The 17,219-nt window shown below is 71.9% G+C and carries 14 protein-coding genes; 7 read left to right on the top strand and 7 right to left on the bottom strand.

Going from position 1 to position 17,219, the window contains the following annotated elements:
* Window positions 1-5 precede the first annotated feature (5 nt).
* The 6 genes from ACODT5_RS38275 to pdhA form a co-directional block, all read right to left on the bottom strand.
* Window positions 6-854 (bottom strand): hypothetical protein, encoded by an 849-nt coding sequence (locus ACODT5_RS38275; RefSeq protein WP_422523607.1) that lies wholly within the window; start codon window positions 852-854, stop codon window positions 6-8.
* A gap of 1 nt (window position 855) precedes the next feature.
* Window positions 856-1,824, bottom strand: a complete 969-nt coding sequence (locus tag ACODT5_RS38270) for a hypothetical protein (RefSeq protein ID WP_422523606.1) — start codon at window positions 1,822-1,824, stop codon at window positions 856-858.
* Window positions 1,825-1,857: 33 nt separating this feature from the next.
* Window positions 1,858-2,799, bottom strand: coding sequence for a GNAT family N-acetyltransferase (locus ACODT5_RS38265; protein ID WP_422523605.1), 942 nt, complete (start codon window positions 2,797-2,799; stop codon window positions 1,858-1,860).
* Between the two features lie 172 nt (window positions 2,800-2,971).
* Window positions 2,972-4,456 (bottom strand): dihydrolipoamide acetyltransferase family protein, encoded by a 1,485-nt coding sequence (locus ACODT5_RS38260; protein WP_422523604.1) that lies wholly within the window; start codon window positions 4,454-4,456, stop codon window positions 2,972-2,974.
* Between the two features lie 13 nt (window positions 4,457-4,469).
* Window positions 4,470-5,450 carry an alpha-ketoacid dehydrogenase subunit beta gene (locus ACODT5_RS38255; RefSeq protein ID WP_422523603.1) on the bottom strand — a complete coding sequence of 327 codons (981 nt, stop codon included), beginning with the start codon at window positions 5,448-5,450 and terminating at the stop codon, window positions 4,470-4,472.
* A 5-nt stretch (window positions 5,451-5,455) separates the two neighbouring features.
* Window positions 5,456-6,661 (bottom strand): pyruvate dehydrogenase (acetyl-transferring) E1 component subunit alpha, encoded by a 1,206-nt coding sequence (gene pdhA, locus ACODT5_RS38250; protein ID WP_422523602.1) that lies wholly within the window; start codon window positions 6,659-6,661, stop codon window positions 5,456-5,458.
* A 325-nt stretch (window positions 6,662-6,986) separates the two neighbouring features.
* Here pdhA and ACODT5_RS38245 point away from each other — a divergent pair, with 325 nt between their 5' ends.
* Complete coding sequence (locus ACODT5_RS38245) at window positions 6,987-7,649, top strand: response regulator (protein WP_422523601.1); 663 nt, start codon at window positions 6,987-6,989, stop codon at window positions 7,647-7,649.
* 153 nt (window positions 7,650-7,802) lie between these two features.
* The gene (locus tag ACODT5_RS38240) at window positions 7,803-8,219 is read left to right on the top strand and encodes a pyridoxamine 5'-phosphate oxidase family protein (protein WP_327253906.1); all 417 of its coding nucleotides are present in this window, start codon (window positions 7,803-7,805) and stop codon (window positions 8,217-8,219) included.
* Between the two features lie 104 nt (window positions 8,220-8,323).
* Here the strand turns inward: ACODT5_RS38240 and ACODT5_RS38235 are convergent, their stop codons facing one another.
* Complete coding sequence (locus ACODT5_RS38235; protein WP_422523600.1) at window positions 8,324-9,886, bottom strand: protein kinase domain-containing protein; 1,563 nt, start codon at window positions 9,884-9,886, stop codon at window positions 8,324-8,326.
* Between the two features lie 295 nt (window positions 9,887-10,181).
* On the opposite strand from ACODT5_RS38235, the gene ACODT5_RS38230 reads away from it, so the two are divergent.
* From ACODT5_RS38230 to ACODT5_RS38210, 5 genes are all read left to right on the top strand, one after another.
* Window positions 10,182-11,867 (top strand): Stk1 family PASTA domain-containing Ser/Thr kinase, encoded by a 1,686-nt coding sequence (locus ACODT5_RS38230; RefSeq protein WP_422523599.1) that lies wholly within the window; start codon window positions 10,182-10,184, stop codon window positions 11,865-11,867.
* A gap of 327 nt (window positions 11,868-12,194) precedes the next feature.
* Entirely contained in the window at window positions 12,195-12,734 is a 540-nt protein-coding gene (locus tag ACODT5_RS38225; RefSeq protein ID WP_422523598.1) for a hypothetical protein, read from the top strand.
* A gap of 119 nt (window positions 12,735-12,853) precedes the next feature.
* Complete coding sequence (locus ACODT5_RS38220; protein WP_422523597.1) at window positions 12,854-13,537, top strand: PadR family transcriptional regulator; 684 nt, start codon at window positions 12,854-12,856, stop codon at window positions 13,535-13,537.
* Between the two features lie 33 nt (window positions 13,538-13,570).
* A complete protein-coding gene (locus tag ACODT5_RS38215) occupies window positions 13,571-14,302 on the top strand; it encodes an ABC transporter ATP-binding protein (RefSeq protein WP_422523596.1) in 732 nt (243 codons plus the stop codon).
* A complete protein-coding gene (locus ACODT5_RS38210; RefSeq protein WP_422523595.1) occupies window positions 14,299-17,148 on the top strand; it encodes an FtsX-like permease family protein in 2,850 nt (949 codons plus the stop codon). Before ACODT5_RS38215 ends, ACODT5_RS38210 begins: the two co-directional genes overlap by 4 nt.
* Window positions 17,149-17,219: the final 71 nt, after the last annotated feature.

Raw genomic sequence — 17,219 nt, 5'->3', positions numbered from 1 at the left:
CGCGGTCACTTCCGGCTACGCCGGGCCTGTGCGTGCCGGAAGGAGTCCCGGGCCGCGCGCACGGCGGCCCGGAGCCCGGCGTCGTCGAGGTCCCCCGGTTCGGCGAGCTCCGGATCCGCCGTGTAGTCCTCGAGCACCATGAACACCTCGTCGAAGAGGGCGCCGAGCGGCCCCCGGACCCGCTCGCCGTTCCTCTGGAAAGCGCTACGGGCTTCCCACCAGCCGTCCGCGAAGTCCGGTGCGGCGCAGGCCCCGTCGGTGAACGCGTCCAGCAGCGCCAGCTGTCGCGCGGCGGCGCTCGCCGGGTCGACCTCGTCGATACGGGACCACGCCCGGTGCACCGGACGGTGCGCGGCCGCCACGGCCGGCAGCGCGGGGTGGCGGTCCGCGAGGGCGCGCGCGTGACGGCCGAACCGGGCGCGTGCCGCGTCGTGGCCCTCTGCGACCGCGGCCGTCATGAACGCGGCCGTCCCCGCGATCAGCGCGTGGCCCGGTCCGGGGAAGAGGACGGCTCCCCGCAGGTCGGGCGTGCGCAGCAGGAACGGCGGGCGGATGTCCGCGCCCTCCGTGCGGCCCGCCGGCAGGGACCTCGTACGGACGGCCGCCCCGGGGTCGTCGGCGAGGTGCGGGCCGAGCTGCGAGGCGAGGCTCGGGGCGAGCTGCGAGGCGAGGACGGACGACGCCCCGACCGCACGGCATCCGGCCGCGATCCGACCGCTCAGCGCCGCGTCGATCCGTGCGCCCACGGGGACCGGGACCACCGTCTTGTCCCGCAGCCAGGTGGGGGCGAAAGCACCGTCCCGGCCGAGGAGTTCCCGCACGTCGGATGCCTCGCCGTGTCCTGAGCCGGGCACGTCAGCGCCAGGTGTTGGTGTCGACGATCTCCCCGGTCTCCAGGTCGACGCGGCCGTGGAAATCACCGGCGTTGCGCGTCGCCATGATCAGGAGCGGTCGCCCGCCCTGCGGGAACGCATCGTAGAAGCCGTGCATGTCGCTCGCCTCGTACGTCAGCTCGCGCGGCGGGCGCAGCCGGAACCGCTCCGAGCCATCGGCCCCGTAGACCACCGCGTTGTCCGGCGGGGTGAAGGGCGCGCAGTCCAGCGCCTCCACGACGAGCACCAGGCCTTGGCCGCCTTCCTGCCAGGAAAGGACGGAGCGCGGCGGCAGTGCGTACGCCTTCTCGACGTCCCCGGCGGGACCGCTCCAGCGGACGGTGGTGTCGCCGAGGGACCAGTCGAAGACCGGCCCGGTCGCCTCGTCCTCGGTCGCGGAAGCCGCGCCCGCCCAGACCTCCCGCTTCTCGACCACCGGATCCAGCACCCAGCGCGCTCCGGCCGTGTACGCGAGCCACCTCAGCTCTTCCCAGGCGAAGGAGGGCTCGCCCCAGGTGTCCAGCCAGAGCCGCAGGCCCCCGTCCCCCGAGGGCGAGGCCGTCAGGTCCCACCAGGACCAGCCCCTGACCTCCAGGCCGGGATCGAAGCGCCGGAGCCAGTTCTGCAGGGCCCAGGGCGAGTCGCCGGTGCGCACCGCGTACCGGTCGCGCCCGCGGGCCGCGAAGGGCTCCGGAGGACCACCGCCCCGGCAGACGCCGGCGAACCAGCCGGGCACGGTGTCGACGGGCAGGTCGTCGTCTCCGTCGAAGGGCTCCGTGGCGGCGATGTGCAGTGCGGCGTCCAGGACCTCCCGGAGCCTGCTCGCGAACCGCAGCGGGTGCCCGTCCACAGCGAGGTCGACACGGACGAGGACGGGCGGTGCGGAATCGAAGCCCGGCCGGTGCGACAGCCTGGACCGCTCGGCCTCGATGTCTTCGATCTCGTGCAGCATGTCACCATCCTCGCCTGTGGAACCCCCTCGTGTTCAGGCCCCCTGGGCCGCCTCCAGGACCAGGCGGATCTCCGTGACCTCGTAGCCGGCGCGGGTGAAGGCGGCGGCCATCGGGGCGTTCACGGTGTCCGTGGTGGCGGTGATGCGCTCGGCGCCCTCGGAGGCGTGGAAGCGGGTGATCTCGGCGAGGATCTCGTCGATCAGGCCCTTGCCGCGCTGCTCCGGGACCACGCCGAGATAGCCGACGTTGCGGTGGTACGGGGTCGCGGAGGGGATCGCCATCCCGGCGAGGGTGCCGTCGGGGAGGTGGGCCAGGCGCCACCAGGAGCGCTCGCCGGGGCAGTCGGTGTAGAACTCGATGTCGTCGCGCGCCAGTTCCTCGGCGTCGATCGTGCGGAGCTCGTTCTGCGTGTGGAGGTCCAGGCTGCCCTGCGAGAGGCGGACGAAGGCGTCGAGGAACTCCTCGTCGGTGCCTTCGCGGAAGACGAGGCGGCCGGTGGGCCCGGCGGTCCCGGCGGCCGGGGTCCACTCGAAGCGGAGCCGCTCGATCTCGCGGACCAGGCCGGAGGAGGCGGCGGCCTTCTGGCGCCAGGCGACCGCGTCGGCCATGCCGTCGGGGGAGGTGCGCCAGTCGCGCGGCAGCGAGATGTTGTAGTCGGGGGCCTTGCCGAAGGCCTCGTGCCCGGCGGCGAGCAGCCCGGCGGCGACGGCGGCCGGGTCGGCCACGGAGCTGCGTACCTGGAGGCAGTCGAGCGCGATCGGGCGCTCGCTGTCGGCGCGGCCCCACCACAGGGCACGGGCCAGGATCTCGCCGTCCTCGTCCTCGGCGAACCAGGTCCACTCGGGGCGCATCTGGCCCGCGGCGAACTCTTCGCGGATCTTCTCGGGGGTGAGGGCGGGGACGGGGCCGTCGGCCGGGTAGGCGAGGGCGCGGTCCAGGTCGGTGGTGTCTGCTGTGGCAGCGCGGAAGTGCATGGGCCGATGATCACACCGGACGGAGACGTTCTCCAATGAGTTTCTGCACGTCAGAGGCACGCCAGAGGCACGTCAGGGGCATGCCAGGGCCACGCGAGGGGTACGTCAGGGGCACTTCGGTACGGAATTCCGGCCCCCGGGTGGAACACCCGGAGGCCGGTCCGCAGGGCCGTCAGGACCAGGTGATCAGACGGCGGGGGTGCTCCAGGACGGCGGCGATGTCCGCGAGGAAGCGGGATCCGAGTTCGCCGTCGATGAGGCGGTGGTCGAAGGACAGCGCCAGGGTGGTGACGTGGCGGGCCTTGACCTTGCCCTTGTGGACCCACGGCTGGAGCTTGATCGCGCCGACCGCGAGGATCGCGGACTCTCCGGGGTTCAGGATGGGCGTACCGGTGTCGACGCCGAAGACGCCGACGTTGGTGATGGTGATGGTGCCCTGCTGCATGTCGGCCGGGGAGGTCTTGCCCTCGCGGGCCGTGGCGACCAGTCCGGACAGGGCCTGCGACAGCTCGCCGAGCGTCTTGGCGTCCGCGTCCTTGATGTTCGGGACGATCAGCCCGCGGGGGGTGGCCGCCGCGATGCCCAGGTTCACGTAGTGCTTGAGCACGATCTCCTGGGCCGCCTCGTCCCAGGACGCGTTCACGTCCGGGTTGCGGCGGATCGCCACGAGGACGGCCTTGGCGATCAGGAGCAGCGGGTTGATCCGCAGACCGGCGAGGTCCGGGGCCTCCTTGAGCTCCTGCACCAGCTTCATCGTGCGGGTCACGTCGAAGGTGATGAACTCGGTGACGTGCGGCGCGGTGAAGGCGGAGCCGACCATGGCCTGGGCGGTGACCTTGCGGACACCCTTGACCGGGATGCGGGTCTCCCTGGCGGTCGTGGACGCCGCCACGGACACCTCGGCCGGAGCCTGTACGGGAGCCTGCGCCGGAGCCGCTGCGGGAACCGGAGCCGGAGCCAGGGTCTGCGGGGCGATCGCCGCCGCGGCCGCCGCGTGCACGTCCTCGCGGGTCACGACCCCGCCGTCGCCGGTGGGGATCACCGCCGCCAGGTCGATGCCGAGGTCCTTGGCGAGCTTGCGCACCGGCGGCTTCGCCAGTGCCTTGCCCGCGCCGCTCTGGGCGGGGACCGCCACGGGGACGGCCGGAGCCACGGGAGCGGCCGGAGCCACGGGGGCCGCCGCCACGGCCACGCCAGTGCCGTTCTGCGCGGCGACCGCCGGCTGCGGCGCCTTGCGCGGGCGGCGCTTCGTGGAAGCGGTGGACACTCCGTACCCGACCAGGACGGGCTGGCGGGCCGCGGGGGCCGCGTCCTCGGCGCCGCCGGCGGCCTCCGAGTCAGCCGGCGCCGCCGCAGCGGCGGCAGCGGCCGGAGCACCGGCGGCAGCCGAAGCAGCCTCCCCCGCTTCACCGCCGGGGGCGGTCTGCACGGAGATGATGACCTGGCCTACGTCGACCGTGACGCCCTCCTCGAAGAGGAGCGCGTGCACGACCCCGTCGAAGGGGATCGGCAGCTCGACGGCCGCCTTCGCCGTCTCCACCTCGCAGACGACCTGGCCGTCGGTGACGGTGTCACCCGGCTGGACGTACCACTTGAGGATCTCGGCCTCGGTGAGGCCCTCGCCCACATCGGGCATCTTGAATTCGCGGATCGTCATCGCAGGGCTCTCCTCAGTACGCCAGCGAGCGGTCGACTGCGTCGAGCACCCTGTCCAGGCCCGGCAGGTACTCGTCCTCCAGGCGGGCCGGCGGATACGGGGCGTGGTAGCCGCCCACGCGCAGCACGGGCGCCTCCAGGTGGTAGAAGCACCGCTCCGTGATGCGAGCGGCGATCTCCGAACCCACCCCGAGGAACACCGGCGCCTCGTGGACCACCACGAGCCGGCGGGTCTTCTCCACCGACGCCTGCAGCCCGTCGAAGTCGATCGGGGACATCGAGCGCAGGTCCACGACCTCCACCGACTTGCCCTCCTCGGCGGCGGCCGCGGCGGCCTCCAGGCAGACCTTCACCATGGGCCCGTAGGCCGCCAGGGTGATGTCGGTGCCCGTACGGGCCACCCGCGAGGCGTGCAGCGCGTCGGGGATGGCCTCGGTGTCGACCTCGCCCTTGTCCCAGTAGCGGCGCTTCGGCTCGAAGAAGATCACCGGGTCGTCGCTGAGGATGGACTGCTGGAGCATCCAGTAGGCGTCGCTCGCGTTGGACGGCGAGACCACCTTCAGGCCCGGGACGTGCGCGAACAGCGTCTCCGGGGACTCCGAGTGGTGCTCGACCGCGCCGATGCCGCCCGCGTAGGGGATGCGGATGACGACCGGCATCTTGATGGTGCCGAGCGAGCGCGCGTGCATCTTGGCGAGCTGCGTGACGATCTGGTCGTACGCGGGGAAGACGAACCCGTCGAACTGGATCTCCACGACCGGCCGGTACCCGCGCAGGGCCAGGCCGATCGCGGTGCCGACGATGCCGGACTCGGCGAGCGGGGTGTCGATGACCCGCTCCTCGCCGAAGTCCTTCTGGAGTCCGTCGGTGATGCGGAAGACGCCGCCGAGCTTGCCGACGTCCTCACCCATGATCAGGACCTTGGGGTCCTCTTCCAGGGCCTTGCGCAGGGAGTCGTTGAGCGCTTTCGCGATGGTGAGCTTCTGTACGGCCATGACGGTCACTCCCCGCCTTCGAAGGACGCGATGTAGGCGGCGAACTGCGCGCGCTCCTCGTCGACGAGCGCGTGCCCGTCCGCGTAGACGTTCTCGAAGATCGCCATCGTGTCGGGGTCGGGCATAGAGCGCACGACCTCGCGCACCCGCTTGCCGAGCGCCTCGCTCTCCACCTCCAGCTGCTCGAAGTACGCCTCGTCGGCGCCTCCGGTGGCCAGCAGGTGGGCCTTCAGGCGCAGGATCGGGTCCTTGGCCTCCCAGGCCGCCGTCTCCTCGTCGCGCCGGTACTTCGTCGGGTCGTCGGAGGTGGTGTGCGCACCCATCCGGTACGTGAAGGCCTCCACCAGGGTGGGTCCCTCTCCCCGGCGGGCCCGCTCCAGTGCCCAGCGGGTCACCGCGAGGCAGGCCAGTACGTCGTTGCCGTCCACCCGGACGCCCGGGAAGCCGAAGCCCTGCGCGCGCTGGTAGAGCGGCACGCGCATCTGGCGCTCGGTGGGCTCGGAGATGGCCCACTGGTTGTTCTGGCAGAAGAACACCACGGGCGAGTTGTAGACCGCCGAGAAGGTGAAGGCCTCCGCCACGTCGCCCTGGCTGGACGCGCCGTCGCCGAAGTAGGCGATGACGGCCGAGTCGGCGCCGTCCTTGGCCACGCCCATGGCGTACCCGGTCGCGTGCAGCGTCTGGGAGCCGATGACGATCGTGTACAGGTGGAAGTTGTTGGTGGTCGGGTCCCAGCCACCGTGGTTCACACCGCGGAACATGCCGAGGAGATTGGTCGGGTCGACCCCCCGGCACCAGGCGACACCGTGCTCGCGGTACGTCGGGAAGACGTAGTCGTCGTCGCGCAGGGCCCGGCCGGAGCCGATCTGGGCCGCCTCCTGGCCGAGCAGCGAGGCCCACAGGCCCAGCTCGCCCTGGCGCTGGAGGGCGGTCGCCTCGCCGTCGAAGCGGCGGGTCATGACCATGTCGCGGTACAGACCGCGCAGGTCATCGGTGGTGATGTCGGCGACGAAGGGCGCGAATTCCGCGACGTCGGGATTTTCCGAGACGTCGACGCGCACCCCCTCGGGCGTCAGCAGCTGTACGAGCTGGGGCTCGGCGTCATGCGTCTTCGCGGTGGCAGCGGCGGGCTTGGCGGCGCTTGCCGCGCCGGCCGGCCGCTTGGTGCCGCTGCGGCGCGGCTTGCGCGCGGCAGTGCTCTCCACGGTCACGATTGCTCCTCCGTCGGTCCGGCACCCGGGTTCTCCGGGGACCAGTGCGGCTCACCTGGATCTCTGCCCGCGCACGGGGTGGGTGCGCTTCGGGTCTGGGATTCAGGCGTGACAGGTGCCCCGGCGAGTGCCCTGCGCAATGCACGTTACCCAGTGCGTCGCATAACTGCGAAACCCCGTTTGACCTGCGATTTTGCTTGGATTTCCAAGTAAATCGGCGGAACCGGGAACAACCACTGGTCACAGCCTTGCAGGGGGCCGGAACAACGGCACGTTATCCCGCTCGTCTCCGGCAGGGAAGGGGTGAGTGTGTGAAACTGAGTTCGTGCGCGAAAACGGAAAAATCAAGGTATTCCTCCTGGACGACCACGAAGTGGTGCGTAGGGGTGTTCACGAGCTGTTGTCGATGGAATCGGACATCGAGGTCGTGGGTGAGGCCGGTACGGCCGCCGACGCGCTGGTCCGGATCCCCGCCACCCGCCCCGACGTGGCCGTTCTCGACGTCCGGCTGCCCGACGGCAGCGGCGTGGAGGTGTGCCGCGAGGTGCGCTCCCAGAACGAGGACATCAAGTGCCTGATGCTCACCTCGTTCGCCGACGACGAAGCGCTGTTCGACGCGATCATGGCGGGCGCCTCGGGCTACGTGCTCAAGGCCATCCGCGGGAACGAGCTGCTCAACGCGGTGCGTGACGTGGCGGCCGGCAAGTCCCTGCTGGACCCCGTCGCCACGGCCCGGGTGCTGGAGCGGCTGCGCGAGGGCAAGAACGGCAAGGGCGACGACCGCCTGTCGAACCTCACCGAGCAGGAACGCAAGATCCTCGACCTGATCGGCGAGGGCCTGACGAACCGCGTGATCGGCGAGCGGCTGCACCTGGCCGAGAAGACGATCAAGAACTACGTCTCCAGCCTGCTGTCCAAGCTCGGCATGGAGCGCCGGTCCCAGGCCGCGGCGTACGTCGCCCGCCTGCAGGCCGAGAAGGGCCGCTAGCCCCGGCCGGCATCCCCGCATTCGCTACACAGCGTTACGCCCCGTGGTCGCACGATTCCACGGGGCGCGCTGTTTAATTCGGGACCAACGTCCCCGATGTGCGGGGCGGGCTCCTCTTTTCCGGCAGGGTGTCGGTACCCGACAGTGGATGACATGTCCCCAGAGGAACTCCACGCCATCGAACTGCTGCGCCGCGTGCCGTACGGCCGAGCCGCCACCAGCATGCGCGCGCTGCCCTTCCTCGCCGTCGCGCGCCACATCGTGGTGAACGGCAAGGTCGTCCTGAGAATGCACGCCGGTTTCGGATATCACCACGCCTGCAACGGCAGTGTGGTCTCGTACGGAGCCGACAACTTCAATTCCGGCGAGTCCCAGCTGTGGTCGGTGCAGTTCACCGGCACCGCGAACCTCGTCGAACCCACCACCGCCGAACTGGAGCTGTTCGGCCCCGGTCCGCACTTCGTGGACGGCGCGGTCTTCGACCCCGTCTACATGCGGATCGAGCCGCACCTCGTCACCGTCCACACCCTCGCGGGCAACCTGGACCGGCAGTACCAGCACGCGCTCTGAGCACGCTCTGAGCACCACCGCGCGGGACTTTGGTCCCGACGCGGGAACGGCCCGGCGGCCATGTCATCGACATGGCCGCCGGGCCGTTCTCATGCCTCGTGCAACTACTCTCCGTCGACCGGGTTCGCGTCGCCGTCGGGGGTCTTCGACGGGGACGGCGTCGGCTCCGTCGGCTTCGACGGGCTCGGCGTGGGCGTCGGGGTCGGAGTGGGCGTCGGGGTCGGCGTCGGCGTGGGCGTCGACGACGGGGAGTACGACGGCGAGTACGAGTAGCTCGGCGTGGAGGACTTGCTGCGGCTCGGGCCCGGCGTGTACGAGCTCTCCGGCGCCGACTTCGACGTCGAGGTCTCCGGCGCCGGGGTGTCCTGCGTCGTGCCCGCCGGGGAGGACACGGAACTCGACGACGGGGTCCCGCCCGTGCCGGGGTCCTTCTTGCCGCCGAAGTTGTCGACCGCGTACGCCACGCCGCCCGCGACCGCGAGGACGGCGAGGACCGCGAACAGCCACATCTTCCACTTGCCGCCGCCGGAGCGGTCGTCGTACCCGCCGGAGCCGTTGTACCCGCCGTTCCCGCCGTGACCGTTGCCGCCCCCGCCGGGGTAGGCGGAGCCGTCGTCCGGGTTCAGCGGCGGCACCATCGGCTGCTGGAACTGCGAGGTGTTGGAGTGCGAGCCGTACGGGGGCTGGCCCTGGCCGGGCGCCGCCATCGCCGTGGTCTGCGCCGGGCCGCGCCCGTGCGGCAGCGCCATGGTGACCGGGCCGGTGTTCCAGGTACCGGTGTTGGGCCCCTGGTCGTGCAGCATCTGCAGGGCGTACTGGACCAGCCCGCGCATCTCCTCGGCGCTCTGGAACCGGTCGTCCGGGTCCTTGGCGAGGGAGCGCATGACGAGCCCGTCGAGCTCCTGCGGGATGTTGCCGCCCTCCGGCAGCTGCGAAGGCGGGATCGGCGCGTCCTGCACGTGCTGGTAGACCACCGACAGCGGGGTCTCCCCGGTGAACGGGGGCCGCAGCGAGAGGAGTTCGTAGAGCAGGCAGCCCGTCGCGTACAGGTCGGAGCGGTGGTCCACGGCCTTGCCGAGGGCCTGTTCGGGCGAGAGGTACTGCGGGGTGCCCATGACCATGCCGGTCTGGGTCATCGTCGACTGCGCGCCGTGCAGGGCGCGCGCGATGCCGAAGTCCATCACCTTGACCGCGCCGGTGTCCGTGATGATCACGTTGGCGGGCTTGATGTCCCGGTGCACGATGCCGTGCTGGTGCGAGTACGCGAGCGCTTCGAGCACGCCGGAGGTGATGATCAGCGCCTGGTCGGGGCCCGGGGCCTCGGCGCTGATCAGCAGGTCGCGGATGGTGCGGCCCTCGACCAGTTCCATGACGATGTAGGGGACGACGTTCGGGCCGACCCGGTCCTCGCCCGAGTCGTACACGGCGACCACGGCATGGTGGTTGAGGCCGGCGACCGACTGGGCCTCGCGCGTGAAGCGGGCCTTGGACACCGGGTCCTCGGCCAGGTCGGGGCGCAGCAGTTTGACGGCGACGGTCCGGCCCAGCCGGACGTCCTCGGCCGCGAAGACCTCGGCCATGCCGCCGCGGCCCAGACGGTGGGTCAGCCGGTAACGGCCGTCTCCCACCAGGCCGCCCGCGCCCCAGTGCTCAGGACCCTCTGCCATCCCGGCGCCGCTTCCCTCGGGTTCGGGTGCCATCAGTCCTCACCGTCGTCTGTCTCGGCCGCCGCTCGTGCGGTAGGTCCTCATCGTGTGCTCCGACGAACGCTACAGCCTCAGAACCGGTCGTTGTTCGGGTGAGGACGCCCTCGGCCGACGACACCGGCCGCCTGTGGACCCCCTGTGGCCTTGTGGTCACGGAACGGGAACCTGGCTTGACGTGTGCTTGCCCTCCGGCAGACTGAGGCCGACATGCGCTCAGCCAGAGGCGTAGGGACACACCCGAGGGGAAGCAACAGTCATGAGCCAGGACGGCACTCAGGGCCAGTACGCGGGCGGCTCTCTGGCCGGTGGCCGTTACCAGCTAAGGGACTTGCTCGGCGAGGGAGGCATGGCCTCCGTTTATCTCGCCTACGACTCGGCGCTCGACCGCCAGGTCGCCATCAAGACCCTGCACAGCGAGCTCGGGCGCGAGCAGTCCTTCCGCGAACGCTTCCGCCGCGAGGCCCAGGCTGTAGCGAAACTGTCGCACACCAACATCGTCTCGGTATTCGACACCGGTGAGGGCGTCGTCTCCTTCGCGAACCCCGCGGTGGCCGACGGCGCGGTCATGCCGTACATCGTCATGGAGTACGTCGAGGGGCAGCCGCTCGGCTCCGTCCTGGACGGCGACATCAGGCAGTACGGGGCCATGCCGGCCGACAAGGCGCTGAAGGTGACGGCCGACGTGCTGGCCGCTCTGGAGAGCAGCCACGAGATGGGGCTGGTCCACCGCGACATCAAGCCGGGCAACGTCATGATGACGCGGCGCGGAGTGGTCAAGGTCATGGACTTCGGCATCGCGCGGGCCATGCAGTCGGGGGTCACCTCGATGACGCAGACCGGCATGGTCGTCGGCACCCCGCAGTACCTCTCCCCCGAGCAGGCGCTCGGGCGGGCCGTGGACGCCCGCTCCGACCTGTACTCGGTGGGCATCATGCTCTTCGAGCTGCTGACCGGGCGGGTCCCCTTCGTCGCCGACTCGGCCCTGGGCATGGCGTACGCGCACGTCCAGGAGGAGCCGGTCGCGCCCTCCTCCATCAACCGCTCGGTCACCCCGGCGATGGACGCGCTGGTGGCGCGGGCCCTGAAGAAGAACCCGAACGAGCGTTTCCCCACCGCCGCCGCCATGCTCGACGAGGTCGCGCGGGTGGCGGGCGCCGGGCACACCGGGGCCCCGGTCATCGTCCCGGGCGCGCACCCGACGAACAGCGGCGCCGGGCTCGGCTCGGCCGTGTTCCCGCCGGTGGACTCCGCCCTGCAGGCGCCGCCGCACTCGGTGCAGCAGCCGTACCAGGCGCCGCACACCCCGGTGCCGTCCGCGTACGCGCCGACGCCGCAGCCCGGTCCGCAGTCCGGGGCGTACGGATACCCGCAGCAGCAGCCACTGCACCAGCAGGCGCCGACCCCCGCGCCGTACGGGGCGCCGACCCCGCCGCCGTACACGATGTCGCCGCAGGGCGGGCAGAGCGGGCAGGGTCCGGCCGCGATCTCCGGCAAGAAGAAGAACACCCCCGTCCTGGTGGGGGCCGTCGTGGTGGCGCTGGTGGCCATCGGCGGGCTGATCGCCGCGCTGGACCTGGGCGGCGACGACAAGGACAAGGCCGGGCCGACGGACCCGGGCTCCTCCTCTTCGGCGTCCGCCCCGGCGAAGGCCGGGCACAAGGGGCCGGACCTCTCGCGGACGATCGACGAGTCCAAGTGCAAGGAGCCCGAGAGGGACAACACCAAGGTCGGCAAGGTGGTCGCGCCGGACTTCCGGTACATGAACGAGATCTCGGTGAAGGCCTGCATCCGGGCCGGCGGCTGGAAGTACGACCCGAAGCCCAAGGACGAGGCGGTCTACGGCGAGGGAACCATCGTGGAGCAGACGCCCGCCGGCGGCGATGCGATCGACCCGAACGACACCACCTTCACCCTGTGGATCTCGACGGGCGACCCGGAGTGATCCGACGCTGAGGTGCGCCACTCAGGAGTGAATCGGGGTTCGCCCGCCGGGCACCGGCTCTGATACATACGCGCAGGTCACACCCGCCGCACCTCCGGGAGTCCTGATGCACCGCGCCGCCCCGGCAAGAGCCAGACCTGGGAGACCACCCTCCAGGACGAGCGCGGGATCAACCGGGTCGGCGTAGAGGCGGCGGCGTTCAACGACTCCGGCTACCGGAGCCTGTGCGGGTCCGCATCCGTGAAGAATCCGATCTTCTGAGCGAGCCTGCATCCCGTACGGCCCGTCCGGGATGCCGCTTTTGTCCCTTTATGTAAATCTGAGTCCGTGACCTACGCCCGCGCGCTGCGCTGGACCGCCGGGGCAGCGTTGGCGACCGCCACGCTGCTGATCACGACGCCCGCGCACGCCGCGGCGTCCGCGCCGGCCCCGGTCTTCGGCCGGGCCTTCTCACCCGCCCTCCCGTTCGCCTCGGCTCACGCCTTCGCCCCCGGTTCCGGTCCCGCTTCCGCCGCCGGTTCGGTCGCCGCCCCCGCGCCCGTGGCCGACACCGCGGACCGGGCCTTCGAGGACCTCGCCGGGAGCTCCGCCGGTGCCGGGCGGGAGCGGCCCGGGCGGCCGGTGGGCGAGCCCGCCAATCCCGAGACCGTGCTCGCCGCGCGCCCCGTCCCGGCGCACCCGCGCACCGAGCAGCTCCCGGCGGTTCCCGCGGCCCCCTCGGAACCCCCGCTGGTCGGCGCGCTCGGCACCGAGCCGAACGAGCGGGCCGCCGACCTGGCCGCGCACATACTGCCGCTCGGAACGGGATTCACCCTGATGGGACTGGGCCTCGGATTCATGGGAATGCGGCTGCGCCGGGGCATGTAGCCCCCCTGCCCCACCCGGGTCCGCCCCGGTCCCACGCCCGGCCCGACCCCCGGGTCCCCCTCAGGACGTAGGCCCCAGGATGGTTGCGGCGAGGTGCATACTCGGTATACATACTGAGTATGTCGATCCGCCACGGCCTTCTCGCCCTGCTGGAACGGGGCCCCCGGTACGGCTCCCAGCTGCGCACCGAATTCGAGTCCCGCACCGGTTCCACCTGGCCGCTCAACGTCGGGCAGGTCTACACCACGCTCGCCCGGCTGGAGCGCGACGGCCTCGTCGCCCCCGGCGGCGAGGACACCGCCGGGCACACCTTGTACGCCATCACCGAGACCGGCCGCCACGAACTGCGCGAGTGGTACGAGCGTCCCGTCGACCGGGCCAACCCGCCCCGGGACGAGCTCGCCATCAAACTCGCCATGGCCGTCGGCGCACCCGGCGTGGACATCCGCGCCGTCATCCAGGCCCAGCGGCACGCCACCGTCCAGGCCATGCAGGACTACACCCGGCTCAAGGCCCAGGCACTCGCCGCCATCGAGAACGGGCGCGGCAGCGAGCGCGACGACATCGCCTGGCTGCTGGTCCTGGAACAGCTGATCTTCCAGACCGAGGCCGAGGCCCGCTGGCTCGACCACTGCGAGTCCCGGCTCGTACGGCTGTCCGCGCGCGGGGAGCGCGCGCCGGCCGAGGCCGAACCGCCCGAGGGCCACGGGGCCCCCACGGCCGCCGAGGCCACCACCGTCCCGACCACACCCACGACCACCGACCGGTCTCTTTCCCGTACCGCCCGTACGCGGCGGGTCTGAACCACCGCTCCACGTCCCAGGGGGGAACCCTTCATGCCCGACCAGCCCGTATTGCAGCTGGACCAGCTCGTCCGCATCCACGGCAGCGGCGCCACCGAGGTGCACGCCCTGCGCGGGATCGACCTCTCCGTGTACCCCGGCGAACTCGTCGCCGTCATGGGCCCCTCCGGGTCCGGCAAGTCCACGCTGCTGACGCTCGCCGGCGGACTCGACACCCCGAGCAGCGGCAAGGTGATCGTCGAGGGCACCGACATCACCACCGCGAGCCGAAAGCAGCTGGCCGCCCTGCGCCGCCGCAGCATCGGGTACGTCTTCCAGGACTACAACCTGATCCCGGCGCTCACCGCCGCGGAGAACGTCGCCCTGCCCCTCGAACTCGACGGGGTCTCCGCCCGCAAGGCCCGCGTCTCCGCGCTGACGGCCCTGGAGGAGATGAACCTCGGGCAGCTCGCCGACCGCTTCCCCGACGAGATGTCCGGTGGCCAGCAGCAGCGCGTGGCCATCGCCCGCGCCCTGGTCGGCGACCGCCGCCTCGTCCTCGCCGACGAGCCGACCGGCGCCCTGGACTCCGAGACCGGGGAATCCGTACTCGCCCTGCTGCGCTCGCGCTGCGACGCCGGCGCGGCCGGGATCCTGGTCACCCACGAGCCGCGCTTCGCCGCGTGGGCCGACCGCGTGGTGTTCCTGCGCGACGGCAGCGTCGTCGACGAGACCCTGCGCAGCAAGGCCGACTCCCTGCTCTCCGGGCAGGCGGCCGCTCAGTGATCTCCTCGTACCACTCCTGGATCGCGGCGATCCGGATAGCCCGCCGCGACGCCTGGCGCTCCAAGGGCCGCAGTGCCCTCGTCCTGGCCATGATCGCCCTGCCGATCGTCGGCGTGAGCGCCGTCGACGTCACCGTGCGCAGCTCGGAGCTCTCCGCCGAGCAGCGCGTCGGGCGGGTGCTCGGCACGGCCGACGCCAAGGTGACCTCGCCCCACATGGACGCGGCCCTCTACCAGAGCCCCGACGCGCAGAACTACGCGCCGGTCGGCGGCTTCGACAAGTACCAACCGAGCACGGACCGCCCGGACAAGGCCGCCACCGCGCCGCAGTTCCCGGCCGGAGCGCAGTCCGTCAAGGACAGCAAGTCCCATGCCAAGGTCCGTACCCGGCACGGGATCATGCACGCCGAGCTCCGCGAGATCGACCCGGCGAGCCCGCTGGTCAAGGGCCTGTGGACGCTGGAGCGCGGCCGGCTGCCGAAGGCTCCCGGCGAGGTCCTCGCCACCGGCGCCTTCCTCGAGGAGTCCGGTTACTTCCTCGGCTCCAGCGTGACCCCGCGCGAGTCGAAGAGCTCGTACAAGATCGTCGGCGTCTACGAGCTGCCCGACAGCCTGCACAACTCACAGCTCCTGGCCCTGCCCGGCACCCTGCTGGCCCCGCTCGACCGGGACCGCAAGGCCGCCGGCGGCACGGGGCTGGACCCCCAGGACGAGTACCTGGTGAAGGTCGGCGGCGAAGGTTTCACGTGGAACATGGTCAAGGAGGCCAACGCCAAGCAGCACCTCCTCGTCGAATCGCGCGTCGTGCTGCTCGACCCGCCGGCCGACTCCGAAGTACCGCTCTACGCCCAGCAGCCCAAGGACCAGTGGCAGCCCGGCGCCACCATCGGAGCCACCGAACTCGCCATCGTCTCCACCGTCGTCGGCCTCGCCATGCTGGAGATCTGCCTGCTGGCCGGACCCGCCTTCGCGGTGGGGGCCCGGCGCTCGCGCCGCCAGCTCGGCCTCGTCGGCGCCAACGGCGGTGACCGGCGGCACATCCGGGCCATCGTGCTCTCCGGCGGCCTCGTCATCGGCGCCGCGGCGGCCGTCGTCGGCACCGCCCTCGGCATCGCCCTCACGGTCGGGCTCCGCCCGGTGCTGGAGGAAACGATCGGCCAGCGGTTCGGCAGCTTCGACGTCCGCCCGCTGGAGCTCCTCGGCATCGGCCTGCTCGCCGTCCTGACCGGGCTCCTCGCGGCCATCGTCCCCGCCGTCAACGCCTCCCGGCAGACCGTGCTGGCCTCCCTCACCGGCCGCCGCGGCGTGCGCCGGGCCAACCGGGTGCTGCCCGTCATCGGCCTGATCGCCATCGCGGGCGGCGCCGCCATCGCCCTGTTCGGCTCCGTCTCCGAGATGGGCTCCACCGTCGTCGCCGGCGGCAGCGCCATCGCCGAGCTCGGCATCGTCGCCCTCACCCCCACCCTGGTCGGCCTGTTCGGCCGGGCCGGCCGGTGGCTGCCGCTGTCGCCCCGCCTCGCGCTGCGCGACGCCGTCCGCAACCGGGGGCGTACGGCGCCCGCCGTGGCCGCCGTACTGGCCGCCGTCGCCGGCACCGTCGCCGTGGCCACGTACCAGCACAGCAGGGAGATCCAGGCGCGGCACGAGTACGTCGCCCAGCTCCCGTACGACGCCGGTCTGATCGAGACCAACGACTACTCCGCGTTCCGGGACGTGCCCGCGATGCGCGAGACCCTGACGAAGGAACTCCCGTTGGCCGTACGGGCCGACGTGGACCGCCTCGCCGTCGGCAAGCCGGGCTGCGCCCCGTACGGGGACGACCCGGAGTGCGGGCAGGCCGAGATCGTCATCCCGAAGGAGCAGCGCTGCCCCCTCTACTCGGCCGTGGACGGACCGGAATCCTTCTCCCTGGCCGAACGCAAGGAGCTGCAGAGCGACTGGCGGTGCCAGTACGACCGCTTCGGCGTCCAGTACTCCCTGGTCGTCGCCGACGAGAAGCTGATGTCCGTCCTGGGCGTCGAGGACCCGGGCGCCGCGGCCGCGCTGAAGGCGGGCAAGGCCGTCTCCTTCAAGAAGCAGAACGTGCGCGAGGACAAGGTCACCGTCCGGCTGATCAAGGGCCGGGCCGAGCCCGCCCCCGGCTCCGCGCCCGATGAGCTGCCGGTCGGCCAGGACAAGGTCTTCGCCGCGTACCAGGTACCCGAGTCGGTGAAGGGCTACGGCCTGGCCCTGGTCCTGCCGCCCAAGGCCGCGAAGAGCGCCGGCATCGCCAGCGTCCCCTTCGGCTCGTACTTCACCCTCGACGGGGACGCGAGCTCCGAGCAGCGCCAGCGCCTGGACGGGTCCCTGGACAAGCTGGGCCTGGACACGAGCGTACGGATCGAGAAGGGCTACGAGGGCGACGACAGCCTGGCCATGCTCGTCCTGACCATCTTCGCGGGCCTGGTCACCATCGGCGCCGCCGGCATCGCCACCGGCCTGGCCCAGGCGGACGCCGAGGGCGACCTGAAGACCCTGGCGGCGGTCGGCGCACCGCCGCGGGTGCGGCGCACGCTCAGCGGCTTCCAGTGCGGGGTGGTCGCCCTGATGGGCGTGCTCCTGGGCTCGGTGGCCGGGCTCCTGCCCGCGGTCGGGCTCAGGCTCACCGAACGGCGGGCCGCGGCCGACATGGTCCGCAACGGCATCGAGAGCGGCTACGAGGCGGCCACCTCGGCCGTCCCGTACATCCCGATCGCGGTGCCGTGGACCACGCTGGGCGGGCTGCTGATCGTCGTCCCGGTGGGCGCGGCACTGCTCGCGGCCCTGGTCACCCGTTCGAGCGGAGCCCTGGCCCGCCGCGAGGTCTGACGCCTCCGGCGCCTGCTGCCGTCCCAGTTGGTGCCCCCGCACAGGGTGGATCACGCCCGTGCGGGGGCACA

The sequence above is a fragment of the Streptomyces tatrensis genome (assembly GCF_049310065.1).
Classification (GTDB): Bacteria; Actinomycetota; Actinomycetes; order Streptomycetales; family Streptomycetaceae; genus Streptomyces.
This window is presented reverse-complemented; position numbering and strand designations above follow the sequence as displayed.